Origin of the sequence: Bombilactobacillus bombi (genome assembly GCF_013607485.1) — a bacterium.
In the GTDB taxonomy this organism is placed as follows: domain Bacteria; phylum Bacillota; class Bacilli; order Lactobacillales; family Lactobacillaceae; genus Bombilactobacillus; species Bombilactobacillus bombi_A.
This window is the reverse complement of the sequence record NZ_SCHP01000004.1, coordinates 40,183-60,165: the sequence shown is the minus strand read 5'-3', so window position 1 is coordinate 60,165 and position 19,983 is coordinate 40,183. Positions and strand designations below refer to the sequence as shown.

Annotated in this window: 19 protein-coding genes; 3 read left to right on the top strand and 16 right to left on the bottom strand. The window is 36.9% G+C overall.

The genetic code is table 11. The features are described 5' to 3' along the window. The 8 genes from EQ827_RS02140 to EQ827_RS02105 form a co-directional block, all read right to left on the bottom strand. Window positions 1-882 (bottom strand): LysR family transcriptional regulator, encoded by an 882-nt coding sequence (locus EQ827_RS02140; RefSeq protein ID WP_181189333.1) that lies wholly within the window; start codon window positions 880-882, stop codon window positions 1-3. A gap of 14 nt (window positions 883-896) precedes the next feature. Continuing rightward, on the bottom strand, window positions 897-1,736 hold the full coding sequence (gene citG / locus EQ827_RS02135; RefSeq protein WP_181189332.1) for a triphosphoribosyl-dephospho-CoA synthase CitG: 840 nt from the start codon (window positions 1,734-1,736) through the stop codon (window positions 897-899). After that, on the bottom strand, window positions 1,729-2,286 hold the full coding sequence (gene citX, locus EQ827_RS02130) for a citrate lyase holo-[acyl-carrier protein] synthase (protein ID WP_181189331.1): 558 nt from the start codon (window positions 2,284-2,286) through the stop codon (window positions 1,729-1,731). The genes citG and citX overlap by 8 nt, the downstream gene beginning before the upstream one ends. Before the next feature lie 169 nt (window positions 2,287-2,455). Further along, window positions 2,456-3,994 carry a citrate lyase subunit alpha gene (gene citF, locus EQ827_RS02125; RefSeq protein WP_181189330.1) on the bottom strand — a complete coding sequence of 513 codons (1,539 nt, stop codon included), beginning with the start codon at window positions 3,992-3,994 and terminating at the stop codon, window positions 2,456-2,458. A gap of 1 nt (window position 3,995) precedes the next feature. Then, window positions 3,996-4,898: a citrate (pro-3S)-lyase subunit beta gene (gene citE / locus EQ827_RS02120; RefSeq protein WP_181189329.1), complete on the bottom strand. Its 903-nt coding sequence runs from the start codon at window positions 4,896-4,898 to the stop codon at window positions 3,996-3,998. 2 nt (window positions 4,899-4,900) lie between these two features. Further along, window positions 4,901-5,194 carry a citrate lyase acyl carrier protein gene (gene citD / locus EQ827_RS02115; protein WP_181189328.1) on the bottom strand — a complete coding sequence of 98 codons (294 nt, stop codon included), beginning with the start codon at window positions 5,192-5,194 and terminating at the stop codon, window positions 4,901-4,903. Then, entirely contained in the window at window positions 5,184-6,236 is a 1,053-nt protein-coding gene (gene citC, locus EQ827_RS02110) for a [citrate (pro-3S)-lyase] ligase (RefSeq protein ID WP_181189327.1), read from the bottom strand. Before citC ends, citD begins: the two co-directional genes overlap by 11 nt. A 7-nt stretch (window positions 6,237-6,243) precedes the next feature. Continuing rightward, window positions 6,244-7,404, bottom strand: coding sequence for an NAD(P)-dependent malic enzyme (locus EQ827_RS02105; RefSeq protein WP_181189326.1), 1,161 nt, complete (start codon window positions 7,402-7,404; stop codon window positions 6,244-6,246). Window positions 7,405-7,558: 154 nt separating this feature from the next. On the opposite strand from EQ827_RS02105, the gene EQ827_RS02100 reads away from it, so the two are divergent. Further along, entirely contained in the window at window positions 7,559-8,506 is a 948-nt protein-coding gene (locus EQ827_RS02100; RefSeq protein WP_181189325.1) for a sugar-binding transcriptional regulator, read from the top strand. Here the strand turns inward: EQ827_RS02100 and EQ827_RS02095 are convergent. The 5 genes from EQ827_RS02095 to EQ827_RS02075 all read right to left on the bottom strand — a co-directional run bounded on the left by EQ827_RS02095 (window position 8,503) and on the right by EQ827_RS02075 (window position 14,545). Continuing rightward, window positions 8,503-9,288 (bottom strand): alpha/beta fold hydrolase, encoded by a 786-nt coding sequence (locus tag EQ827_RS02095; protein ID WP_181189324.1) that lies wholly within the window; start codon window positions 9,286-9,288, stop codon window positions 8,503-8,505. The genes EQ827_RS02100 and EQ827_RS02095 overlap by 4 nt on opposite strands. Window positions 9,289-9,382: 94 nt before the next feature. Then, window positions 9,383-10,801 (bottom strand): anion permease, encoded by a 1,419-nt coding sequence (locus EQ827_RS02090; RefSeq protein WP_181189323.1) that lies wholly within the window; start codon window positions 10,799-10,801, stop codon window positions 9,383-9,385. A gap of 20 nt (window positions 10,802-10,821) precedes the next feature. After that, complete coding sequence (locus EQ827_RS02085; RefSeq protein WP_181189322.1) at window positions 10,822-11,748, bottom strand: L-lactate dehydrogenase; 927 nt, start codon at window positions 11,746-11,748, stop codon at window positions 10,822-10,824. Next, window positions 11,749-13,149 (bottom strand): flavocytochrome c, encoded by a 1,401-nt coding sequence (locus tag EQ827_RS02080; RefSeq protein ID WP_181189321.1) that lies wholly within the window; start codon window positions 13,147-13,149, stop codon window positions 11,749-11,751. A gap of 10 nt (window positions 13,150-13,159) precedes the next feature. After that, a complete protein-coding gene (locus EQ827_RS02075) occupies window positions 13,160-14,545 on the bottom strand; it encodes a class II fumarate hydratase (protein ID WP_181189320.1) in 1,386 nt (461 codons plus the stop codon). Window positions 14,546-14,742: 197 nt separating this feature from the next. Between EQ827_RS02075 and EQ827_RS02070 the strand changes: the two genes are divergently transcribed. Together EQ827_RS02070 and EQ827_RS02065 are read left to right on the top strand one after the other, a co-directional pair. Beyond that, the gene (locus EQ827_RS02070) at window positions 14,743-15,405 is read left to right on the top strand and encodes a histidine phosphatase family protein (protein ID WP_181189319.1); all 663 of its coding nucleotides are present in this window, start codon (window positions 14,743-14,745) and stop codon (window positions 15,403-15,405) included. A gap of 8 nt (window positions 15,406-15,413) precedes the next feature. Next, window positions 15,414-16,370, top strand: coding sequence for an FAD:protein FMN transferase (locus EQ827_RS02065; protein ID WP_181189318.1), 957 nt, complete (start codon window positions 15,414-15,416; stop codon window positions 16,368-16,370). A gap of 150 nt (window positions 16,371-16,520) precedes the next feature. Here the strand turns inward: EQ827_RS02065 and EQ827_RS02060 are convergent, their stop codons facing one another. The 3 genes from EQ827_RS02060 to glpK form a co-directional block, all read right to left on the bottom strand. Next, entirely contained in the window at window positions 16,521-16,841 is a 321-nt protein-coding gene (locus EQ827_RS02060) for a carboxymuconolactone decarboxylase family protein (RefSeq protein ID WP_181189317.1), read from the bottom strand. A gap of 382 nt (window positions 16,842-17,223) precedes the next feature. Further along, entirely contained in the window at window positions 17,224-17,943 is a 720-nt protein-coding gene (locus EQ827_RS02055) for an MIP/aquaporin family protein (RefSeq protein WP_181189316.1), read from the bottom strand. Between the two features lie 372 nt (window positions 17,944-18,315). Further along, window positions 18,316-19,812, bottom strand: a complete 1,497-nt coding sequence (glpK, locus tag EQ827_RS02050) for a glycerol kinase GlpK (protein ID WP_181189315.1) — start codon at window positions 19,810-19,812, stop codon at window positions 18,316-18,318. Between the last annotated feature and the right edge of the window lie 171 nt (window positions 19,813-19,983).

Sequence of the window (19,983 nt, the reverse complement as noted above, 5' to 3'; positions counted from 1 at the left end):
TTAGATATTCATTTGTAATAGTTCTTGGACTAACTGTGATTCTGACGCTGATAAAACATACTCTTGGCGCTGAACGATAGAAATATTGAAACGTTCCGGATAATCATCTGTTAAATAAATCTTATGCAGACAATCAGTCGGTAAAATTGCATCATCGGCTAATAAGGCAATCCCCAGATTGGCTTGAACTAATCCTTTGACCCAACTAATATCAGGAGCTGCATAAACAATTTGCGGTTTAATAGCTGCATAATGACAGAAATTTTGAAATACTCGTGGATGTACATATTGAGCTGTAACTCCAATAAATTCCTCATCAGCTAAATCTTTAAATGAAATTCGATCATATTTTGCTAGATGATTATGCGGACTCACCGCAATGCAAAAGGGGCGCCGGCCAATAACCTGCGCTTGTAAATCCGCATAATCTAAAGGTATCGCTGAAGCTAAAAGTGCTAAATCAATATCACCTGAGCGCATTAACTTTAATAAGGCATTTGAACCAGTTTCCACAATATTCAATAACGACAATAAATTTTTTTGTTGTAATTTTTCTGCTAATTGTGGCAAATAAGCAGTGCCAATAATCGGCGGCAATCCAAAGCGAATGACTGCTTGTTTAGTTGCCGCCAATTCCTTTTGAGTATTAGCTAATTTTAGATTAATTGCAGTAGCACTTTGATAAAGAATCTTGCCCGCACGGGTGACCCCTAAGCGTTGGTGAACTCGATCACGCTCAATTAATTTTACAGAAAACTCCCGCTCTAAACGCTTAATGGCTGCCGTAATTGTCGGTTGCGACACTTCACAAGCTATTGCAGCTTCTGTGAAGCTCTTTTTTTCAACTAATATTTTAAAATAATCTAAGTCACGTGTATTCATTTGGGTCCTGCCTTTCACAAAACCTGTTCCAACAAAGCCAAAAAAATCGTTAAAATTAATAAATCAGCACTGCCACCTAAACTTAAATTTTTCTCCAAAAAAATATGATTTAATTCTTGTAAGAATTGCCAACCTGCTGGATTTTTAGCACCGCCAAGATTTAAAAATTGACGGGCTTGCGTTTGTGCCCACATTATTACTTGCGGAGTCTGTGCCCGTTTAATCAAATTCGTGTCTTGTGAATGCAACAAAATAACCATTAAGGTATCTAATAAACGCTGATTGATGGTACCGGTGCTTTTTTTTAAGAAAGGCAAAGCCCATTTTGTCACCGTTGGAAATCCTTGCTGTGCTTCACCACGAATACCTGTTAAGCCATATTGTAGATATAACCGCTGGCCGGCAGTTAAGTGTGCTTGTTGTTGTAACTTTGATACTTGAAAATCATCTTTTAAAAGATTCTGCAACATTTGTTGAACGATAGCACTAAAATCTTGATGTTGATGCTTTTGCTCATATGCTTTAGCACTTACTGCAATTCCTAAAGAAAAAACAGCCCCCTTATGGGTATTAACTCCTCCAGTTGCCTCCAACATCTGCTGTTCAGCTTTTATTCCTACAAAGCGTACTTGTTGGAATAACTGTGTCAAATCCTTTTGATCAAACTTATATCCTAAGCTTTCACATTGTTGAAAATAATCTTGTAAGCTCAAAGCACTCTTGATAAAAGTAAAAACATTCATATCAAAATGTGGACCACTAGACACAGGATCAACTAACCCCGGCTTGGGCTGGACACTAACCTCATATAATAAAGACTGCAAGGCTAACTGAGATAAACTCATTTTACTCATGATTTTTAACCTCTAAGCCTGCAAACTCATTTTGATAAATTTGACTAATTACCCTTTGCAATTCTGGAAGATCATGTCGGCGACTGCGGGCGCACTCTTTAGCAGGACGAGCACAAACAAAACATTTGCGCGGTGGCAAATTTAAATCTTGACGGGAATAGGCTCGTTGTTGATTTAAGGTTAAAACATCAATATCAAATAACCGACCTAATGCATCATTTTCTTCAAAAGCTACTGCTGATTTTTTTAACTGCCTTACTAATTGATTACAGATCAAAAAAGCTTCATTACCACTGGGAAGATTATCTTCTTGTATTACCCTAGTTGAAGAAGGCAACCTTGATATTAAGCGTTGTTCTCCAGTTTTAAATAACTGATGTAAAAAGATATTATTCTTAATTGGACCGGGAATATTTAATTTTACATCTAGTAAAACTGCCTCAGGGTAAGTATGCAAAATTTGACGTTGTATCAAGACTCGACGATCCCGGCTAGCCAAAACATCAGTAATTTCCTGAATTTCACCGCTTGTAAAAATGCTGGTTGCCATATCAATTAATCCTTTCGTTCAAAAAAGAGTGGAACCAGATAATGTTCCACCCGCGCCTGTAACCTTCATCAATTAAACACAAGTTACTTTTAATTTATGATGAACTTTCCGTTATTGCTATATTATCAATAAAAATATCGTGCCGTCTATCGTAGATGTAATCTATTATTTAGTCTTTAACAGCTTTAATTTGGTCAATAATAGTACCATCACGATATTCAACTAAAGCCACAGTTTGATCAGTAAACTCTAATGGTGCTGCCTGACCAACTTTTTTAGCAGCCAATTGCTGTAATTCCTCAATTGTATAAACCGGTAAAGACCGAACTTTACTAAAGGCCTGTTGTAAGTCTTCACGCTTAGGGTTAATTGCAATCCCATACTCTGTTACCAAAACATCAATCGAGTCTCCTGGGGTAACTACAGTAGTAACATCTGGTACAACTGTAGCAATACGGCCCCGAACTAAAGGTGCACAAATAATTGTCATTTTGGCTGTTGCTGCATCTTGATGGCCACCTACAGCCCCACGAATTACGCCATCAGAGCCAGACATAACATTAACATTAAATTTGGTATCAATTTCTAAGGCACTTAAAATAGCCACATCCAATTGATCAACCATTGCACCTTTATTATCAGGATCGGCATACCAAGACGCATCAATTTCTTGTTGATGGGCATTCTTTTGCATGGATTCAGCAGCACCTTTATCAAAGTCCTGAACATCCATGACCTTATCAACTAAACCTTCATCTAATAAATCAATCATAGGCTTAGTAATACCGCCTAAAGTAAAGGAAGCTTTTATTTTATGATCTAACATCGCTTGGCGTAAATAGCGAGTTACTGCTAAAGCTGCTCCACCTGAACCAGTTTGAAAAGAAAAACCTTCTTTAAAGTATGGTGAATTAACAATGACCTCATTAACTAAAGATGCAATTTTTAATTCTTTAGGATCTTTGGTAAAACGTGTTGCACCTGAACCAATTTTTTCTGGATCACCAACTTGATCTACTTGGACCACATAATCAACTTGAGTCTGTTTGATAGATGCTGGAGTATTAGGGTAAGAAACTAAATTATCAGTTAATAATACTACCTTGTCTGCATATTGGGCATCCATTAATGCATAACCTAAAGATCCAAAAACTGCTTTACCCTGCATTCCATTAGCATTACCTAAACGATCAGCATTAGGAACACCTAAAAAGGCTACATCAATTTTAATGTCACCATGTTCAATTGCCCGAGCCCGATCTCCATGAGAACGGAAAATTACTGGGTTTTTCAATCCACCATGAGAAACAAAATCACCTAAAGATCCCCGCATACCAGAGCTAGTAATATTAGTTACTGTCCCAGCCTTAATAGCTTCAATCACTAAATCGTTCATAACACCTGTCAAAGATGATGGTGCTAAAGTTAGATTTTTAATGCCAGCATCAATAATGATTCGCATAACTTGGTTAAAAACAAAGTCACCATTACGAAAATGATGGTGAAAAGAGATAGTCATTCCATCTTGAACTGTTTTTTTGACTACTTCTTCTAAAGATGTACATAACTTATCATTACCGGTAGATACATGAACTTTAGGGGCTACACGTTGAATATCAGGGCTTCCAATTTCAGTTGACTGAAAAGCTTGATAACCTAATTGCTGCATTATTTCCTCTGGTAATTGCCGATTGACACTATTTTTCAATTTAGTTTCCCTCCTCATCAACAAGGTGTGCTGCTTGGGCAAGCATCATTACCCTTTGAGCTCGCATAACTACTGGGCGATCAACCATTTGTCCATTCATGGAAATAACGCCAGAGCCTTTAATTTTTGCTTCTTCAATTGCCTTCATTACATTTTGAGCATTTTCGATTTCAGCTTGAGTTGGCTGATATACTTTATTAACCATTGGTATTTGCCGTGGATTAACTAAAGATTTACCATCAAAGCCTAACTGATGAATATATTCGGTTTCCCGATAAAAGCCTTCTGGATCATTCATATTACTAAAAACTGTATCAAAAGCTGCAATTCCAGCAGCACGGGCAGCATGCAACACCATATTGCGGGCAAATTGTAACTCAGCGCCATCAGGATATCGGTGTGTCTTCATATCTGTAGTATAATCCTCAGCAGATAAAGCTATTCCAATCATTCGTTGAGAAGCAGCCGCAATTTCAGGCGAATTTAAAACTCCTTTAGCACTTTCGATGGCTGCCATCAGATGAGTCGAGCCTTCAGGACGGCCAAAGCGTTTTTCTGCTGCTAATACATCGGCTTCTAATTGTTCAATCATTGCCGCCGTTTCGGTTTTCGGCAAACGAATAACTTCAATTCCAGCTTTTACCATCGCTAAAATATCGTTATGGTAATAAGGGGTATCGGCACCATTAATCCGTACAACTAATTCAGCATTTCCATAATCTTGAGTCTGTAATGCTTCATAAACTAAATCTCGCGCAGCATCCTTTTCGTTCATTGAAACTGCATCTTCTAAGTCAAACATAATCGAATCAGCACCATAAATACCAGCATCTTTAACCATTGCTGGATTATTACCAGGTACAAACATCATTGTCCGGCGTAGACGTTCTTTTGTTTCTGCCATAATTACAAAACCTCCCATGCTGGAGTATCAACAGTTTTGGTAGCTCTTTGAGCAGCAGCAATTGTACGAGCTTTAATTACACAATCCAAAGCTCCTTTATCTACTGCTTTAACATGTGCTGCATCAATATCTAACTGTTTTAAAGTATCGGTAATAACTTTCTTAATTTGCTGTCCAAATTGTTTAGCGACATCTGATTCTAATTCAATGCTAATGCCCTGATCAGCCTTAGTAATCATAATTTGAATATCAGAAGATTCCAAAGTTCCCGCTACTGCGGTCTCTTTAATTTCCATTAATTCTCATTCCTTCCTTAATTCTAGTTTCTAATAGCGCTTTATGTTCTTGCATAAACTGATAAGTAGTTGCTGGAACTAAATCTTTAATAGTAGCTAATTGGTTATGCGCTAAAGCTTGACGAACCGTAGAAGCGCTAATAACCTTTTGGGAGTCGCTTTGCTTGCGCTCAATTACTTGTACTTGCACTTTTGGCGGTAGTTCCTGTTGAAGAACTTGATTATAGATTGCTGTCGTCGGTGATAGTGGTTCACTACCTAAAAATCGCGTACTAATCTGGCAAGCAGGCGCAATTAAATCGCGGAAAATATGTGCATCTAATGTTGTCTGATATCTAACTACGTCTTGGCCTGATTGAAGAAAGTATGCCGGAAATGTAGCATAACTTACCATATAATCACCGCCATTTACAACTAAGGCATGTGGTAGATCCTTTAATCCTGCCTTGACCAATTGTATTCTTTCAGAAGTTTTAAATAAAGAAGCATCCGTGTTTACAACAAAAACATACACATAATCACTTTGCTGCAAGGCTCTTTTGACAAGATATCGATGGCCCAAAGTAAATGGATTAGCATTCATAACAATGGCAGCAATCTTTTGTGGGTGAGACTGGCTAACTTGCGGCAATTGTGCTAAATAATCTTGAATATCAGGCGTTCCCGTTTCTAAAAACACCGCTTGTGAAGAATCAGCCAATTGTTTAAATCCCACATGTTGAAAGCTAAGAGAGTATTGAGGCTTGGTAAAAACAAATAAATGAAAAATTCCTTGTTGATATAATCGACTAGTTAGCTCACTGATAATCTGATTAAAGCGTGCTCCTGGTGTACTGTCCTGTTGACAAACACCAACATATTTGATTACATTGTGGGCCGCGGAAGCCGTCGCTACCAATTGCTCATCTTCATATAATCCCAAAGTTAGATCTAATTGCTGGATTTCTGCAGTTGAAAAATTATTAATCCCTAATTTCTGCAAAAAGTTTTGCCACTGATTTTTTACTTCAGGTAAGCTTAAATTCAGCTCAATAACTGTCATTTTCCCCTCATTTCTGCTGCTGCGAGTAATCTTGAACAGCTTGACTAACTGTTGCTACTACTTGTTTGTCAAAAACATCTGGAATTATTTTTTGCGTTGTTGGTTGAGTAACAATTTGGGCTAAAGCTTGAGCAACAACTTTTTGTAAGCCTGCATCAACTTTAGTTATAGAACTGTCTAGAAGACCTTTAAACAAACCTGGAAAAGCTAAAATATTATTAACTTGATTGGGGTACTTACTTGATCCAGTGGCTATCACAGCAGCACCAGCTTGCTGAGCAATTTGCGGATCAATTTCAGGTATTGGATTAGCTAAAGCAAAAATAATTGGTTGAGAATTCATTTTTTGCACATCTTGCGCTTGCAAAACATTCTTATCAGAAAGTCCAATAAAAACATCCTGGTGTGCAATAACAGCAGCTAGCGGCTGATTCTTTAAAGCTACTGGCGTCTGTAACTTTCTCGCTAAATTACGTTGATATTCATTATAATGGGTATCGTCAGCGGTAATAACACCCTGCTTGTCTACTAAAACCAAATGTTTTATTCCTATTTGATATAATAAGCGTGCTGTTGCAAAACCGGAGGCCCCTACTCCATTAATAACTATGTGTAGATCTTGCAGATTCTTATGCACAACTTTAGCTGCATTAATCAAGCCCGCTAATACTACAATTGCAGTACCCTCTTGATCATCATGATAAACTGGTATTTCTAATGAATTGCTAAGCTGTTCTTCAATTTCAAAACAACGAGGAGCTGCAATATCTTCTAAATGTATTCCGGCAAAGGACAAGGAAATGTTTTTGATAGTGGCCACTGCTTGAGCAATATCTACTTGATTTAAGGCTATTGGTATTGCATTAATATCTGCTAAATCCTTATATAATAAAGCCTTTCCCTCAATAACCGGCAAACCCGCAGCAGGACCAATATTACCTAGGCCCAAGACTGCTGTACCATCGGTAATTAACGCTACTAACTTACCACTCATGGTATACTTATCTTTTAGTTCGGGGTGTGCTTCTATTTGTTTTGATAGCATAGAAACACCTGGTGTATAAGCTTGCGCTAATTCTTGACGATTAGTAACATCTAAATCAGACTTAATATCTAAAACACCCGTATGAAGTGCATGCAATTTTAATATCTCTTCTAATTCGCTCATCATTCAACCTTCTTTATGCATTCAATACCAACTAGCCCAACTTCAGTGTACGCTCAATTTTTAAATTTATCAATTTTAATCATATTTTTTTAAAAATTAAAAAACACTATTAAATTGTAAAATTCATTTTTACTGATAAAAAGGAAGAAAATTTATGAATAATTTAACTCATCGCCAACAATTAGCTGATATTGCCCGTGACTATTACTTGTCACAAACTTCCATTGCCGAAATATCTACCAAATATCACTTGAGCAGATATTTAATTACTAAATATCTGGACGAAGCCGTTAACAGCGGTATTGTTAAGATTCTCATTGAAGATCCCCTCCAACGTAATCTTGAGTTAGAAGCTCAATTTAAAAAGCTCTTTAATTTATCGAATATTGCTGTTATTAAAGATGCTGATTCATTTAATGACAATAGTGACAACGTAATTGCCTTTGCAGCCCAAAATATCCAACAAAAAATTAATCATAGTAAAATTGTTGCCGTCACTTGGGGACAAACCGTTTTAAACATTATTAATCATTTTCAAATCCAAACCCAGGAAGACTTACTCTTTGTACCTTTAATGGGTGCTAACATGAAAAATGACTCTCCAGCGGGAGCAACTCCTATCGTCCAAAGAGCAGCGGCCAAATTCGGCGCCCATTATAAGACCCTACCAGCACCCTTATATATCATTAACGATCAAGTACGCCAACAATTAGTTTTGGAACCAGCTCTTGCTGAAGTTTTTCAACAAATGCAGCAAGCAGAGCTATTATTTACAGGAATTGGTACCTTAGCTTCTTTAAATTCAGTTAAAATCTGGCAACAGCAACGATCCCAAATATTATCTCAAGTTGATCCTCATCAAATAGTCGGATTTTTATATGGACGTCCATTTGATAGCCAAGGTAATATTCTCAATTTCCAACAAGATAAACTCTTTGGGGCTTCTTTAGAAACTATTTTAAAAATTCCCACACGTATTGGTATTGTTAAAAGTAAATTCAAGAGTGCAGCATTATTAGGTGCCTTAAGAGGTAAATTACTAACAGAAGTTATTACTACTGAATCAGTTGCTCAAAGAGTATTATTAGAAAATCAGGCTTAGCTAATATTCTGGATAAAATTTTGCAGTTGTCGATTAAAGCTAAGTGCTTGCTCAGCCATTGGTAAATGTCCAGCTTGTTCAATAACTGCTGCTTGCCCTTGAGAGGCCAATTGCGCTGTTTTTAAAGCAAAATGATAATCAAAAAAGGGCGATTGTTGTCCTGCAACTATCAATAAGGGGATCTTTATCGTACAAATCACATCACGCCAATCTTGAGCTGCATGATCTAACAGCAAGGGATAATTAAGTTCTGAATCATAGGGTGCTTTTGCCTGCAACGCTTTATTCATTTGATAAATATTATTAGGCAAATTTTGGTAAGTAGCGCGACCAAAGGGTTGTTTTAAATAATCCCAAAAATTGCTTTTTGTTAGTTCTTTAAAACCATAAGGCCACCTTGCAGTTGTAACCATTTTAGGACTTTGATCAATATCCACTACACCTAAAAGGCGACTAGAACCAAAAATACTTAAATAACTAAACCATGTAGCTGCCCCTAGTGAGTTTCCAATGGCTAATACTTGCTGCAAATCTAATCTTTGCAACAACTCGGCAACATCGGCTGCATGACGACTAATTCGCCGACCTTTAGCCGTATGCTCAGATAAACCTTGATTGCGCGCATCCAACGTAATCACGCGGTAGTTGCGTTCTAACAAAAATTGCTTAGTCTCCTCCCACACTACGCTATAACTACCTAAACCTGCCAATAAAACTGCCGGCAATCCTTGACCTTCATCTTGATAATGAAGATGAACCTGATCAGTCGTCACAAATTCCATAATTATCCCTTCATGCTCTATTAAAATTAGTTGATTCTAACTAGGTAACATATAATTGTAATTTAAATTATCAATTCTTCAAAATGAATTCTTTTTACCAAATACCGATTAATTTCATCCACAATACACCGAGTACTCCCCAGACAAAGAGATAGAAAAATCCTAAAATAAAGTTGTATTTCCACCAACTAGATTGATCTACATAACCTGTTCCAAATAAAACCGATGCCGGTCCATTAGCATAGTGAGTAGTTGATGAAAAAATTGCCCCTGTAAATCCTAAGAGCATGGCTGCTAAAGTTGGTGGAGCACCAGCAGAAATTGCTACCCCCAATAAAGCTCCGTACATAGCGGAAACATGTGCTGTTCCACTTGCAAATAAGTAATGACTGTAAAAATAAAACACTACTAAAATAGCTAAGACTAATCCCCAACCGACTCCATGTAAAGAACTAGAAATGGATTTTGACAACCAAGGAATAAAGCCTAGTTTATTTAACTCGTTAGCCATGAAAATCAAAATTGAGAACCAAACCAATGTATTCCAAGCACCAGTTTCATGTAAAATATCATTAACTGATAAAACACCACAAATCAACAATATAGATACGGCCATAAAGGCAACCAAAGAAGCTTCTAAATTAATAAAGCTTGAAAGCATCCACAAGATCAAAGCCATAATAAAGACTGTAGCCATGATTTTTTCTGGGAAAGTAATTTTACCTAATTTAGCTAATTCGGTTTCAGCCCATTCTTTAGCATTAGGAGTATCCTTAATTTCTGGAGGATACATTTTATAAATTAGCCAAGGGACCACAATTAAACTAATTAAACCTGGCAATAATGCTGCCATAAACCAGCCCATCCATGACATATTAACATGTAGGCTTTTAGCTAAAGCAACTGCAACCAAGTTAGGTGCCATCGCTGTCATAAACATACCACTAGTAATTAAATCACCATGGTACTCTGCAAATACTAGAAAAGATCCGATCTTACGTTCTGTTCCATCGCCTACCTTGGAACCATAGGTTTCTGCTAATGACTGAATAATTGGATAAACGATCCCGCCGGCCCGTGCTGTATTACTTGGTGTAGCAGGGGAAGTTAAAAGATCAACCCCAATTAAGGAATACGCCAAACCTAAGGTTTTTTTACCAAATAATCTCACAAAATGTAAGGCAACTCGCCGGCCTAATCCCGTATTAATAAAACCACGTGACATAAAATAGGCCATAGCAATCATCCACACAGTACCATTACCAAAACTAGACATTGCCACATCCATAGGCACTATCTTCAATAATACTGATAAGGTGATTCCAATAATAGCAACGCCGGCAATCGGTAGTGGCTGCGTGATACAACCAATAATTGTCGCCACAAAAATTGCTAAAATATGCCAAGCTGCAGCTGTTAACCCGGCTGGCCGCCAGGGAGTTGCAACCCAAATAATCAAACCGATTAACACCGGCCAAATAAATTTTGAATACTTTACTTTGTTCAGTTTCATGGAGTTTCTCCTTTTTCTATTTACAACTGTTCTAAAATTGCTTGCAGTTGTGCAGCTGAAGATTGCATTTTGGATACTTCATCAACCGTTAAAGGTGTCTCAATTACCTGACTAATGCCGCTATTGTTAATTACAGCTGGCAAGCCTAAGTACAAATCATGTAAACCATATTCCCCATTTACTGGTGCTGAAATTGGCAAAACCAAATTTTTATTATCTAAAATTGCTTGACAAATCTCCACTAAGCAGCGAGCTACGCCATAAAAAGTTGCCCCTTTATTATTAATAATGTAGCCACCTTTAGCACGCACTTGTTTTTCAATATCCGTTTGTTCGTCTGCACTTAATTCCAATAATTCTGATAATGGTTTTGCTGAAACTGTTGTTTCTGCAAAATTAACAAAGGAACTATCGCCATGTTCACCTAAGACATAGCTATTAACTGCACTAGGAGCAACATTAAGTTTTTGTGCTAATAAAACCCGTAACCGCGCTGTATCCAACGAAGTTCCAGTACCAATGACTTTATGTTTAGGAAATCCTGAAATCTTTTGAGTCAAAGTTGTCAAAATATCTACTGGATTGCTAGAAACTACAAAATAACCTTGAAAACCACTAGCTACCACAGGATCAACAATTGATTTCAAAATTCGATAATTTTTTTGAACCAAGTCTAACCGACTCTCACCAGGTTTACGGGGAACTCCTGCAGTAATTACAACAATTGTTGCATCATGGGCATCCGCATAGTCACCAGCTTTAATTTTGGTATTAGTCCCAAAAGGAACAATATCTTCTAAATCAGCAACGTCACCAAGAACATGCTCTTTTTTTAAATCTGTAATTACAAGTTCCTCTACAGAGCAGTTTTGTAGCAAAGAAAAAGCAAAAGATGAACCAACTGCGCCATCTCCCACTAATAGTACCTTGCGTTTCGTTAAATTCATTTAGTAAGCTCCTTTTTGTATATATTTAAAGGCTTGTTGTCCAGCCTGACGTCCAAAAATAATAGTTTCGGCAATTGAATTGCCACCAATACGATTATTACCATGTAAACCGCCTGCTACTTCACCAGCGGCAAACAAACCAGCTATCACTTTTTGTTGTTGATTTAATACTTGCGTTTGGGCATTAATTGCAATGCCTCCCATAGTATAGTGCACTGCAGGGGCAATATGAATTGAATAATATGGTGCAGACTGTATAGACCGCTCCATACCCGTTTGGCGGCTAAATTGAGAATCTTGATGATCTTGTACAGATTGATTCCAAGTCTTAATAGTTTGCTGGAAAACTTCTGCGTCAAATCCGTTTTGCTCTGCTAAATCTTTTAAACTTTGACCGGTTTTGACTAAGCCAATTTGATCATAAAATTCAATAGCCTTTACTCGCTGCCGAATCCCCTGGTCAAAAATTAAAGTTGCTCCATTTTCTTGGAGAGCATTAATAGCGGCAGTAACATTCTTGCGGGTATCTAATTCATTGACAAAACGCTGACCTTGTTTATTAACTAAAATAGCACCTTCACCACGAACTGCTTCACCAATTAAGTATGGGCGTTCTCCATCTTGCTGGACGGTTGGATGAACTTGAATTTGATCCATATCAACCACTTTTGCTCCGATAGCCTGAGCTAATTGAATGCCATCACCAAGAGCTCCTGGCTGATTGGTGGTTTTTAATTCTGCCAAGTCAGGACGATACTTTTGAATTAACTCTTTACCAGCGCCAAATCCACCCGTTGCTAAAATAATTGCCGGCGCCAACACCTGACATTCTTGCTCACCAATTTTTACTTGAACACCGCTCATCTTGCCATTTTCTTGTAGTAATTGCGTTACATGGGCTTGAGTAAATAAAGGAAGCTGGGCTTGGGCAACTTGTTTTAACAATTCTGTTACTAAAAAACCCCCAATAGGTGCCATAGAAGCGGGACGATGAGTCCGCATAACTTTCATTCCACCTGTAATCGTTAAATCATCTAAATGAATATCATGAGCGGCTAGCCAATCAATTGCTAAAGCGCTATGCTCAGTAAAATAATGAAGTAATTCAGGATTATTACGCTGCCCGCCGCCTTGATAGACATCGTCATAAAAATCCTCGTAACTATCAACAATGTGATGACTTAATTGCACCATAGTTTCTGCAGCATTCATTCCAGAAGAAGCTTTCGTGGTATTGCCACCAATCTTAGCCATCTTTTCTAAAATTACTGGCTTTAAGCCTAATTCGTGGGCTTGAAGAGCACTGGTTAAACCTGTTCCACCAGAACCAATAATAATCACATCATAATGTGCTTGTAACTGATCGGAGGGTGTTGGTTGAAAAATAAATTTGTCTGTCATATTCTACCTCTTAATTTTGGTCAATATTTGTCATTTCAATTGGGACTACCCATTCATCAAACTGTTCTGCTGTAACTTTGCCTGATTTAACTGCAGCTTCTTTAAGTGTTGATCCTTCTTTTTCTGCTTGTTGGGCAATTTTGGCGCTGTCATGGTAGCCAATATGTGGTGATAAAGCAGTCACAGTCATTAAAGATTTATCCACTAATTCTTGCATCCGCTCTTCATTAACCGTCAGACCAGCAATCATTTTATCAGCAAATCCCATCATGGTGCCGCTTAACAATTGTGCTGATTCCAAGAAAGCACTGATTAGCACTGGTTTATAAACATTCATTTCAAAGTTACCTTGACTAGAAGCTAAATCGACAACCACATCATTACCCATAACACGCACAGCTGCCATAGTAATAGCTTCAGCTTGAGTAGGGTTAACCTTACCTGGCATAATTGAGGATCCGGGTTCATTAGCTGGAATATTTAATTCATTATAACCAGCACGAGGGCCACTGCCTAAGAAACGAACATCATTAGCAATTTTCATTAAGTCTGCTGCTAAAGTCTTCATCGCTCCATGAACAACATTTAAGCCGGAATGTGCTGCTAAACCATAAAATTTATTGGTTTTAGCCGTAAATTCAATACCATATAATTGGCTCATCTTATCAGCAATCAAATCAGCAAAATGAGGTGCAGCGTTCAATCCAGTACCTACGGCTGTTCCTCCCATAGCTAATTCATTTAAAGTAGGAGCTAACTGTTGCAAATAATTTAAATCATGCTCTACCATGCTTACCCAGCCACTAACCTCTTGGCCAAAGGTTAAAGGCGTAGCATCTTGTAAATGTGTCCGGCCAATCTTAACTACACGCCAATATTGTTTTTGTTTCTTTTGTAATTCAGTAATTAAATGCTGCGCAGCTTTTTCTAACTTTTGTACTTCAATTGCTGCTGTAATATTCATAGCTGTAGGAAAAATATCATTGGAACTTTGTCCATGATTAACATCATCATTAGGCAAGATTTCTAAATCAGGATTGATCTGGAATGCCATATGTGCCACTACTTCGTTCACATTCATATTAGTTTGAGTTCCGGATCCTGTTTGATAAATTACTAATGGAAAATCTTTTTGTAATTGCTCATCATCTAAAGCTAATAACTTATCAATTGCTGCTACAATCAGATCTGCTTTTTCAGCAGCAATTGCTTGTTCATCTTTGTTCGCAATAGCAGCAGCTTTTTTAATTTGCAATAAAACTTTAATAATCTCTAACGGCATTTTACCACCAGTTTGAAAGTTATTACGGCTGCGTTCTGTTTGCGCACCCCACAAAGCAGTTTCTGGAATTTTCACTGGTCCTAAAGTATCTTCTTCTACACGATATTGAGTCATAATTAGTTCCTCCATTATTTTATTGGCAATTTTGTAATCGTTACCATCTAATTGCTAACTTAAATATATTATTCACAAATGCTTATAGTCAAATTTTGTGAAAGTGATAACTTTTATTTATGAGCGTTTATATCAGTAAATATTTGGTAAAATTATAAATAGAATAATATTACTTAAAAATATTTTTGGAGGCTGAAATGATGACATATACAATCTACATGCTACGTCATGGTCAAACATGGTTTAATCGCTATAACAAGATGCAAGGATGGTCTGATAGCCCGCTAACTCCTGAAGGTGAAGCAGTAGCACGCCAGGCAGCCCAAAAGCTCAAAGATGTTCCGTTTGCAGCAGCTTTTTCTTCAGATGCGCGTCGGGCAATTGATACTTGTCAAATCATTACTGATGCGAATATTAATAAAAACAAATTGCATCCTACCAAATTACTTAACTTCAGGGAAGAATTTTATGGATATTTCGAAGGAATGTTTTCCACTGAAGCTTGGTATATGACCTTAAAGCCCCATGGACTAAAAAGCTTTCAAGAGGCAGCAGAAAAAGTTGGTTTGGACAAGGTTAAGGATTACATGAAAGAAGCCGATCCTTTTCACAATGCAGAAAATGCTGCTGAATACTGGCAACGTCTGAATACTGGCTTTGAATATCTCGATAATATTGCTCATGAAAATGACAAAATCTTATTAGTCAGCCATGGTACAACTATCCAATCAGTTGCAATGAAATATGGTGATGGTTCTTTTAAAGTTCACGAAGGCCCAGCCAACTCTAGTCTGACTACGGTTATGCGTAAAGATGGTCAAACAATTGTTACTGATTATGCTCGCAAATTGATCGACTAGGCGTAACTATGAGTAGACTTCAAAAAAGTTATTATGGCTTAGGAACTCTAATTAACCTTACACTTTTTGGTAATCCTTATCATCAAGAACTGGATAAAACTAATGAATTAATAAAATATTACGAAGATCTATTTACAGTCAATCGAGCGCAATCAGAAGTGATGCAAATTAATCATGCAGCCGGAAATTATCCGGTTGTTGTTAGTGATGCTACTTATAATCTAATAAAAAAAGCTATTTTAGTTAGCCAAGAAAATTTTGGTTTTAATGCTTTAATCGGTCCCTTAGTTAAACTCTGGAGAATTGGTTTTGCGAATGCTCATGTCCCCACTCCTGAACAAATCCAAGAACGTCTGCAACTAACTAATCCAGCAGATTGTATTTTAAATGATTACAATTCAACTGTATTTTTAAAACGAAATGGTATGGAACTAGATTTAGGAGCAATCGCGAAGGGCTATATTGCTGATCGTATTCAAGACTACTGGCTGGCTCTGGGCAAATCTGCGGGAATGATTGATTTAGGTGGTAACTTATTATTAATGGGTGCTTCTCCTCTACATGCTAATGGTCAGTGGTCGATTGGTATTCAAGATCCGCAAGCGCAACGTGGACAGGCAATTGCAGCAGTGCATTGGGGAGCCTGTTCAGCAGTAACTAGTGGTATTTATGAGCGTCATTTTGAGGTTCAAAACCATTCTTATCATCATATTTTGGATCCGCGTACTGGTTATCCTCACGATAATGAGCTTGCGAGTGTGACTATTTTTTCCCAAAAATCAATTGATGGCGAAATTGAAACTGAACGCCTCTTTTTCGCTGATGGTCCTTTAACAAATTGGGCTCAAGACCGTCCAGATATATATGGAGCAATTTTTGTCACTAAAAATAAAAAAATCATCCTTCAAAAACTGCCTCGCATGGCAGTTTCCTTATTGGATGATCAGTATGAAATAATTGAATAAAAAGTCTCAAATCATTCTAACTTATACTTTAATAACAAAAGGACATTAATAAGTTTGTATTCAAAAAAGACAGTTAATTTTCTTTAGAAAATAGAAATTAACTGTCTTTATTTTTCTACATAAAAGTATATCGGTACAATAAAATTATTATTAATCTTTCCAAATTTCCTTAGCCCGATTAAATGCTGACCAAGCATGGGGCCATCCAGTATAAAAACCTAATTGAGTAATCTCTTCAACAATTTCATCTTTAGTAATACCGTTTTTTTTGCCTAAATGTAAATGTGCTTCCAGCTGCTCTGTATTACCGGTGGCGATTAAGGCAGCAATTGTAATCATCGATCGATCATGTGCAGAAAGCTTGTCTTCTCGGTTCCAGACTTCACCAAATAAAATATCATCGTTAAAATGTGCAAATTGTGGTGCAAAATCACCTAAACGTTCTTGTCCAGCAGTTTGTTTTTCCATCATCATTACCTCCACTTTTAATGTAAATTCAGAATAATCCTTAAAGTATACTCTAAGTCAAGTTAGAAATAATTCTAAAAACAAAATACATGTGCAAGACAACATCTATTAATGTATGGCAACTAAGTGAGTGTCCATTATTGGTTATCTTTGTAATATAATTTTTCATTAGGTATTTTATAGATCTAATATTAAAAGAAATCTTACTGTATTATTTACTAGCAATAAATCGATCAAATAACAAGGAGTTGGGACGAGAATAAATCCTAACTCCTTAATTAATATTAATTGTTAATGAGGTTCACACGCCTGTAGTTCGACTTAATAGTAAAGTAGCATTCTTCTTTTAAATACTAAATTTCGAATATTAATAAGCAATTATTTATTATCTCAAGATATTAAATAACCAAGCTGCTAAAACACCACCACCTAACGGTCCTAAAACAGGAACCCAGCTATATGCCCAATCAGATCCTCCCTTATTAGCAATCGGCAATATTTGGTGGGCAATTCGCGGCCCCAAATCACGTGCAGGATTAATGGCATAACCGGTGGGTCCACCTAAAGAAATCCCAATAACAGTAATTAAAAGACCCGCAACAATTGGATTAAGGCCACTAACAAAGTTACCCTTAGTAAAAGCTAATAATCCATAAACTAAAACAAAAGTGCCCACTAATTCAACAAAGAAATTAGCGCTATAGCTTCTTATAGCAGGAGTAGTACTGAAAATACTCAAAATAGTAGTAGAATCTTCGGTTTCCTGCCAATGAGGATAATAGCTCAGCCATACTAATATTGCTCCTAAAATCCCACCTAATATTTGAGCGATCATATATGGAACTACTAAATTCCACGAGAGTTTGCCGGCAATTGCCATAGCTAATGAGACTGCTGGATTTAAATGTCCGGGACTCATCCAAGCAACGAAATATACACCAAAAGTAACCGCCAAGCCCCATCCTAAGGTAATGGCTAGCCAACCAGCATTGTTAGATTTAGATTTTTTTAAATTAACACCGGCTACTACACCATCACCTAATAAAATTAAAATTGTTGTTCCCAAAAATTCTCCTAGTAATTGCATTGTTATTGAGCTATTCATTCATTGACCATCCTAACTTTTTAAATAATCAGTTGAAATTGCTTGATAATCGTACTTATTTTTAATAATTTCAAGTAAAAACATTGAAATCTATGCTTGATAAAATACTTGTTGGGACATTTTTGGGAAATTCATTTGAGTATATCGCCATAAATTTTTCTCGGACTTTTTAGAGAGGACGTTTATCAGATATTTATATTTTTTTAGAATCAGGTAATTGAACAATAATAACTGAAATATCAAGAATTCTTAATCCAGTTTAGTACATTAAAAAAACTGGATATATTGCTTTAACTAATTTCAGGTAGCGAGTATATGATTTGTAATTAATGATTAAGATTTTTTAAGAGTTCTTAATTTTTATTGTCACCCTTAAGGTTTATATGATCGAGTAGCAGCAACAGCCTTTTGCCAGCCTGCGTATAATTTATTTCGACGACTTGCAGTCATTTGTGGCTTAAATGTTTTACCAGCAGTGTAGTCTTGCTTAATTTCATCAAGATCTTTCCAATATCCTACAGCTAAACCCGCTAAAAACGCAGCTCCTAAGGCAGTTGTTTCTAAATCATGGGCTTTTTGTACAGGCGTGTTAATAATGTCAGCTTGAAATTGTAATAAATAATCATTATTAGCAGCTCCGCCATCAACCTTAAGTAAGGGAATGTCAACACCAGTATCAGCCCGCATAGTATCGATAACATCCCGTGATTGATAAGCAATAGATTGTAATGTTGCCTTAATAAAGTCATTTCGTGTAGTTCCGCGCGTCAATCCAAAAACCGCTCCTCGAGCATCAGCATCCCAATATGGTGCGCCTAATCCAGTAAAAGCAGGCACTACATAAACTTCATCATCATTATCAGAATCCATAGCCGCTTGATAAGAATCAGGAGCGGAATTAAGCATCTTTAGAGAGTCACGCAACCATTGTAAAGCAGATCCAGCAACATAAATACTACCCTCTAGTGCATAACTTATTTTATTATTTATTCCATATGCAATAGTAGTTAATAAATTATTTTCGGAAAGTTTGGCTTCACTACCGATATTCATAACCACAAAGGCTCCAGTACCGTAGGTATTTTTCACCATGCCCGGTTCAAATGCCATTTGACCAAAGAGTGCTGCCTGCTGGTCGCCGGCCATCCCCGAAATCGGCACGGAACTACCATAGAAATGGTATTGCTTAGTATATCCATAAATCTCGGAATTAGGTTTGACTTCTGGTAGTAACTTTTTAGGGATGTTTAGTTTTTTAAGAATATCATCATCCCATTGCAAATTATGAATGTTAAAGAGCATCGTTCGGCTTGCATTCGTATAATCAGTTGCAAATACTTCGCCACCAGTTAATTTCCAAAGTAACCAAGTATTAATTGTTCCAAATAATAATTCTCCTTTTTCGGCTCGTTCTTGTGAACCTTGTACGTGATCTAAAATCCACCTAATCTTAGTTGCCGAAAAATAGGGATCAATAAGTAGACCAGTTTTTTGGTGAATTTCTTTAGCTAAGCCCGCTTTTTTGAGTTCCTCGGCAAGAGCTTCTGTTTGTCGAGATTGCCAGACAATAGCATGATAAATTGGTAAGCCAGTTTTCTTATCCCAAATCACTGTCGTCTCTCTTTGGTTAGTGATCCCAATACTAGCAATCTGCTCTGGTTTAATTCCGGATTCAATGAAGCAGTTCGCAATTGTTGATAAAACAGCATTCCAAATTTCATTAGCGTCATGTTCAACCCAGCCAGGATGAGGAAAATATTGGGTAAATTCACGTTGCGCATCAGTAATTTTATTACCCTTTTTATCAAAGATGATGGCTCGGGTACTAGTTGTTCCTTCATCAATTGCCAAAATATATTTTTTAATCACTTTTATACCTCCATTTTAATGCCCTTATATTGTAATCGTTTACTTATTTAAAATTAACTTATCACTGTCTAAAAGTCAATTAATCTGCACAAAAGCCCAATTTGTAAATACCATTATTGGATTAAGTATATTTAGTTATACCATTTTAGATTGTGAAATAAGTGTTTAATA